Source organism: Rhizobacter sp. P3_B12, assembly GCF_056402895.1.
Genome location: NZ_JBFUGN010000329.1, coordinates 1 through 5,945, shown reverse-complemented (window position 1 = coordinate 5,945; position 5,945 = coordinate 1). Strand labels below are relative to the sequence as shown.

The 5,945-nt window shown below is 69.3% G+C and carries 7 protein-coding genes; 1 reads left to right on the top strand and 6 read right to left on the bottom strand.

The window, feature by feature from the left end; translation table 11 throughout:
- A partial coding sequence (locus tag AC1D01_RS17495) for a YidB family protein (protein ID WP_477868436.1) occupies positions 1-449 on the top strand: 449 nt, incomplete at its 5' end.
- 96 nt (positions 450-545) lie between these two features.
- Here AC1D01_RS17495 and AC1D01_RS17490 read toward each other — a convergent pair.
- The 6 genes from AC1D01_RS17490 to AC1D01_RS17465 form a co-directional block, all read right to left on the bottom strand.
- Entirely contained in the window at positions 546-1,790 is a 1,245-nt protein-coding gene (locus tag AC1D01_RS17490; protein ID WP_477868434.1) for a THUMP domain-containing class I SAM-dependent RNA methyltransferase, read from the bottom strand.
- Between the two features lie 11 nt (positions 1,791-1,801).
- A complete protein-coding gene (locus AC1D01_RS17485) occupies positions 1,802-3,334 on the bottom strand; it encodes an RNA polymerase factor sigma-54 (RefSeq protein ID WP_047501338.1) in 1,533 nt (510 codons plus the stop codon).
- A 10-nt stretch (positions 3,335-3,344) separates the two neighbouring features.
- On the bottom strand, positions 3,345-4,121 hold the full coding sequence (gene lptB / locus AC1D01_RS17480; RefSeq protein WP_047501341.1) for an LPS export ABC transporter ATP-binding protein: 777 nt from the start codon (positions 4,119-4,121) through the stop codon (positions 3,345-3,347).
- Positions 4,118-4,741 carry a lipopolysaccharide transport periplasmic protein LptA gene (lptA, locus tag AC1D01_RS17475; protein ID WP_477868432.1) on the bottom strand — a complete coding sequence of 208 codons (624 nt, stop codon included), beginning with the start codon at positions 4,739-4,741 and terminating at the stop codon, positions 4,118-4,120. Before lptA ends, lptB begins: the two co-directional genes overlap by 4 nt.
- Before the next feature lie 88 nt (positions 4,742-4,829).
- Positions 4,830-5,498, bottom strand: a complete 669-nt coding sequence (locus tag AC1D01_RS17470) for a thiol:disulfide interchange protein DsbA/DsbL (protein WP_477868430.1) — start codon at positions 5,496-5,498, stop codon at positions 4,830-4,832.
- Between the two features lie 87 nt (positions 5,499-5,585).
- Positions 5,586-5,945, bottom strand: a 360-nt coding sequence (locus tag AC1D01_RS17465; RefSeq protein WP_477868428.1) for an SPOR domain-containing protein, incomplete at its 5' end; no start/stop codon positions are given.

Below are 5,945 nucleotides of genomic sequence, written 5' to 3'. Positions count from 1 at the left end.
ACTCCAAGGAGCACCTCATGGGACTGCTGGATTCCGTGGTCGGCATGGTGGCCGGCCAGAGCGACCCGACGGGCCAGGGCGGCGGCAACCAGGCGGCGCTGATCGCCGCCGTGGTGTCGATGCTGAACTCGAACAGCGCGGGCGGAGGCCTCGGCGACCTGATCTCGCGCTTCCAGCAGGGGGGCCTCGGCTCGGTGATCGGTTCGTGGGTGTCGACCGGGCACAACCTGCCGATCTCGGCGGAGCAGCTGCAGAGCGTGCTCGGCTCAGGCCAGCTTGCGCAGATCGCCGAACAGCTCGGCCTGTCGCAGGACGAAGCGGCCGCGCAGGTGTCGCAGGTGCTGCCGCAGGTGGTCGATCACCTCACGCCGAACGGGGAGTTGCCTGAGAGCGCTGCCGGCAGCATGGGCGACATCGGCAGCTTGATCGGGAGCTTGCTGCGGCGTTGAAACGTCGGCGGGCCGAGCGCCGGGCCGCCCCAAGCCGGCCCGCATCCCCTTGGGGGATCGACCGGCGTACCCGCCGGGCGAGGGGTTGTCATGACCTCAGCGCGCTGAACCCGCGACCAGGTCGAAGCGGAACAGCCGGCACTCGATCGGGCCGTTCCACATCGGCGTGCGCTTCGATTCCTTCAGGCGCATCGCGCCGGGCAGCTTCATGTCCGGGCTCAGCACATAGGCCGTCCAGCCGCCTTCGTGCTGCGTGTACGCGCGCTTCCAGTGAGCGGACAGCCGCGGGAAGAAATCAGCGACCAGCGCCTTGTTGTCGCCATCCGCGTCCTCGCGCGCCGGCGCTGCCGCGCGCGCCTTGCCCGCGACCTCGATGCGCTCGCCGTACGGCGGGTTGATCATCAGCGTGCCGGGCAGCGTGGCCGGCAGCGCGGGCGCCGGGCGCTCCAGCGCATCGCCGCCGTTGAACTGGATCGCGTCCTCGACGCCGGCGCGCTGCGCATTGCGGCGCGCGAAATCGACCATCCGGAACGACACGTCGCTCGCGTGGATGGGCACCGCGCTCGCGTGGATGCGTGACTGCGCATGGCTCTTCAGGCGCTGCCATTGCGCACGCATCTCGGCATCGGCGAACGGCAGCAACCGCTCGAACGCGAAGCGGCGCTTCAGCCCGGGCGCGATGCCGCAGGCGATCTGCGCGGCCTCGATCGCGATCGTGCCGGAGCCGCAGCACGGGTCGTGCAGCGCGCCGCCGGCCTCGGGCGTGCCGCGCCAGCCGGCGGCGGCCAGCATCGCGGCAGCCAGCGTCTCCTTCAGCGGCGCGTCGCCCTTGTCCTCGCGCCAGCCGCGCTTGAACAGCGGCTCGCCCGAGGTGTCGACGTACAGCGACGCCCGCTCCTCGCCGACGTGCAGCAGCAGCGGCAGGTCGGGGTGGCGGGTGTCGACGCTCGGGCGCGTGCCGGTGGCCTCGCGCAACTGGTCGCACACCGCGTCCTTGATGCGCAGCGCGGCGAAGTTCAGGCTGCGCAGCGGGCTGCGGTGCGCGGTGGTGTCGACGCGCAGCGTGTGCTCGGGCGTGATCCACTGCTGCCAGTCGACGCTGCGCGCGAGCTCGTACAGGTCGTGCTCGTCGCGGTACGGCCCCTCGGCCACCTCGGCCAGCACGCGCTGCGCGAGCCGGCATTCGAGGTTCAGCGTCATCACGTCCTGCGGGTCGCCGTCGAGCGCGACGCCGCCGCGGCCGGCGTGCACCTGCGCGGTCGGCAGGATGCGCAGCACCTCTTCTTCGAGGAGCGCTTCAACGCCCGCGGCACAGGGCAGGAACAGGGGGAGGGCGCACATCGGGATTCAGTTCAGAGAGACTTGCGGAGGTTCGCGGGGGCGATCTTCAGCGCTTCGCGGTACTTCGCCACCGTGCGGCGCGCGACCTGGATGCCCTGCTCTTCCAGCATGTGGCTGAGCTGGCTGTCCGACAGCGGCTTGGCCGCGTCCTCGGCACTCACCAACTGCTTGATCAGCGCCCGCACCGCGGTGCTCGAGGCATTGCCGCCGGCCTCGGTGTTCAGCGACGAGCCGAAGAAGTACTTCAGCTCGAAGGTGCCGAACATCGTGGCCATGTACTTGGCCGTCGTCACGCGCGAGATGGTCGACTCGTGCAGGCCGAGCTCGTCGGCGATCTCGCGCAGCACCAGCGGCTTCATCGCGATCTCGCCGTGCGTGAAGAAGCTCTTCTGCCGCTCGACGATCGCCTGCGAGACGCGCTGGATGGTGTCGAAGCGCTGCTGGATGTTCTTCATGAACCAGCGCGCCTCCTGCAGCCGCGAGCTCAGCGCGCTGCCACCGGCGCCGCCGGAGCCGCGGCCCTGGCGGATCGCCTGCGCATAGAGGTCGTTGATGCGCAGCTTGGGCATCACGTCGGGGTTCAGCACGACCTTCCAGTTGCGGCCCGATTTCTGCACGATCACGTCGGGCACGATGATGTTGGCCTCGGCCCGCGCGAACGGGCGGCCGGGCTTCGGCTCCAGCGCGACGATCAGCGTCTGCGCTTCCTTGATCAGCTCCTCGTCGGCGCCGGTCGCGGCCATCAGCTTCTTCATGTCGCGCCGGGCCAGCAGGTCCAGGTGCTGCTTGCAGATGATGATCGCGATCATCTGCGCCTCGCAGCGCTCCTGCGCGCGCAGCTGCAGCGTCAGGCATTCGCCCAGGTTGCGGGCGCCGACGCCCAGCGGCTCCATGTTCTGCAGCCACTTCAGCGCGCACTGCAGGCGCTCGAGGATCTCCTCCTGCTGCTCGGGGTCGCCGGCCAGTTCGGCGGCGATCTCCTCGAGCGGGTCGGCCAGGTAGCCGTCGTCGTCGAGCGACTCGATCAGCACGGTGATCGCGATCGCATCTTCGGCGCTGACGCGCATGCCGAGCAGTTGCTCGCGCAGGTGATCCTGCAGGCTGGGGGCCTGCGGGTTGCGGTCCTGGCCGTCGAAGTCGTCGTCGGGGTTGCTGCCGCTGCCGGCCGCGCTGGGCGTCTCGCGGATGCCGTCGAAATCGTCGCGCTCGGTGCCGTTCTCCCAGTCCTCGCGCTCGGTCGCGCCGAACTCGGCGCTGTCGACGCCGGCGGACTCGTCGGGCGCGGTCTCGGCCGACGACTCGCTCGCGGTGCTGCTGTCGGCCTCGCGCTCGGCATTGCGCTCCGACGTGGTCAGCCGTTCGGTCAGGGGCTCGGACGGAGCCGCTTCTTCCAGCTCGGCCTCGAGGAAGGGGTTCTGCTCCAGCATCTGCTCGACTTCCTGGTGGAGTTCGAGCGTGGAGAGCTGCAGCAGCCGGATGGACTGCTGCAACTGCGGCGTCAAGGCCAGGTGCTGCGACAGGCGGACCTGAAGGGAGGGCTTCATGTGTCAGCCCTCACATGCGGAAGTGTTCGCCGAGGTAGACCTTTCGCACATCGGCGTTGTCGACGATCTCGGCCGGCGTGCCCTCGGTGAGCACACGCCCCTCGCTGATGATGTACGCGCGGTCGCAGATGCCCAGCGTCTCGCGCACGTTGTGGTCGGTGATCAGCACGCCGATGCCACGGCTCTTCAGGAACCCGATGATCCGCTGGATCTCGATCACCGCGATCGGGTCGACGCCGGCGAACGGCTCGTCCAGCAGGATGAAGCGCGGCTGCGTGGCCAGCGCCCGGGCGATCTCGACGCGGCGGCGCTCGCCGCCCGACAGCGCCGGGGCCGGGCTGTCGCGCAGCTTCTCGATGCTCAGGTCATTCAGCAGGTCGCCGAGCAGCTTGTCGACGGTGGCCTTCGGCAGCTCCTTGCCGTCGGGGCCGCGCTGCAGCTCGAGCACGGCGCGGATGTTCTCCTCGACGGTCAGCTTGCGGAAGATCGAGGCCTCCTGCGGCAGGTAGCTCAGGCCCAGGCGCGAGCGCTGGTGGATCGGCAGGCGCTCGACGCGCTGGCCGTCGATCAGGATCTGGCCGTCATCGGCGCGCACCAGGCCGACGATCATGTAGAAGCTGGTGGTCTTGCCGGCGCCGTTCGGGCCGAGCAGCCCGACGACCTCGCCGCTGCGCACCGACAGGCGCACGTCCTTGACGACCTTGCGCGCGCCATAGGTCTTCTGCAGGCCGATGGCCTCGAGCCGGCTGGTGTCGGCGGCAGCGGTGCTGGCGGGGACGGCGCTCAACGGCGTGCTCCCGAGGCGGCCTGCGACGCCGCTTCGGCGGCGGCCGGCGTGCCTTCCTTCGGCGTGAACACGTAGCGCACGCGGCCGGTCGGGTTGCTCGGGGTCACCGCGGCGCTGCCGCCGGCGACGGTGAACAGCTCGGCCGTGCCGTCGTAGGTGATCAGCGCGCCGGTCACTTCGTCGGCCACCGCGGTGCCGCGCAGCCGGCGCACCGAGGCCTTGTTGACGAAGCGGATGGTGTCGAGCTTGCTGTCGTACTCGAGGCGCTCGGCCTCGCCCTCGACGAATTCATTCACGCCCTCGCGCTTCTGCCGGAAGCTGGCCGGCTGGGTCGGCGTGCCGACGGCGATGGCGGACTGGTAACCGTCCGGTCCCTCGCGCACCTCGATGCGCGCCGCCTTGATCAGCATCGTCCCCTTGCTGACGACGACGTTGCCGTTGAACACCACCAGCTGGTTGATCAGGTCGACCTTGCCCGGCTGGTCGGATTCGACTTCCATCTTCTTCAGCCGGTCGGCCCGTTCGGCCTGGGCCGGCAGCGCCGCGGCGAGCATGCAGCCGGCGGCGACAAGCGCCAGCCGACGCCGGGAGAAAAGGGAGGTGTAGGTAAGTGGGGTCATTGCGGCATGAAACTTGCAGGCCATTCTAGCCACAGTTTCATGCCGTCGGGGTTACGAGATGAAGTCGGCGTTGCACCGACTGGGGGTCTCAAGCGCCAGCGCGCGACTTCTGAATGAGGAAGTCGGTGACCTGCAGCATGCGCTCGTTGGTGCCGGCCAGCGACCCCGACGTGAAGTAGCGGCCATTGATGCCCAGGGCTGGCACGCCGTCGAGCTTGTAGGCCTCGGCCAGCTTGGCGGCCTGCTTGGTCTTGGTCTGCGTCGAGAACGAGTTGTAGGCCTCCAGGAACTTGGCGCTGTCGATGCCGTTCTTGGCCATGAAGGCGGCGATCTCGTCGGGCTTGTCCAGGCGGGCGTGCTCGTTGTGGATCGCGTAGAAGACCTTGCGGTGCATCGCCTCGACCTTGCCCAGCGTCTCGAGTGCATAGAAGATCTTCTGGTGCGCGACGAAGGGCTCGTCGCGGAACGCGACCGGCACGCGGCGGAACACCACGTCGGCCGGCAGCTTCTTCTGCCAGGCGTCGAGCGCCGGCTCGAAGGCGTTGCAGTGCGGGCAGCCGTACCAGAAGAATTCCAGCACCTCGATCTTGCCCGGCGTGGCAGGCGACACCGGCTGCGCGAACTTGATGTAGTTGGTGCCCTCGACCGGGGCGCCTTGCGCGAGGGCGCCGGTGCTGGCGGTGAGGCCGATGGTGCCCAGGCCGGCACCGCCCAGGCTGGCTCCGACCAGCTGTGCCGAGAAATCGCGACGGTTCATGTTCAGTTCCAAAGTGGTAGGGATCAACGACGAGCGGTGGAGTCGGTGTCGGATGGAAAAGTTCAGGGCTGCTCTTTCGATCCCGGCTTACTTCTGCACGCGGACCAGCGCCGATTCCACCCCCACGCCATCCAGTTTTTCCTTCGCCAGGTCGGCGTCTTCCTTCTTGTCGTACGGGCCGAGGCGCACCCGGAACATCGTGCGCCCGGACTGCTCGCGCTCGGTGATCTTGGCCTGCAGGCCCATCATCGCCAGCTTGGCCCGCTGCTGCTCGGCATCCTCGACGCGCCCGAAAGCGCCTGCCTGGACGAAGTAGCTCAACGCATCGGAGCCGGGTTTGGTGGACGCGATCACCGGGGCGGGCGGGCTGGCCGGCGTGGCCGCTGCCGTCGCCGGGCTGCGGCCTTCGAGGATGGCGGCCGGGTCGCGGCGCGGGCTGCTGGCGGC

What these genes read in the sequence shown, in the direction of transcription:
- AC1D01_RS17490 (WP_477868434.1), bottom strand. Translation starts at nt 1,790, where the DNA reads ATGTGCGCCCTCCCCCTGTTCCTGCCCTGTGCCGCGGGCGTTGAAGCG.
- AC1D01_RS17485 (WP_047501338.1), bottom strand. Translation starts at nt 3,334, where the DNA reads ATGAAGCCCTCCCTTCAGGTCCGCCTGTCGCAGCACCTGGCCTTGACG.
- lptA (WP_477868432.1), bottom strand. Translation starts at nt 4,741, where the DNA reads ATGACCCCACTTACCTACACCTCCCTTTTCTCCCGGCGTCGGCTGGCG.
- AC1D01_RS17470 (WP_477868430.1), bottom strand. Translation starts at nt 5,498, where the DNA reads ATGAACCGTCGCGATTTCTCGGCACAGCTGGTCGGAGCCAGCCTGGGC.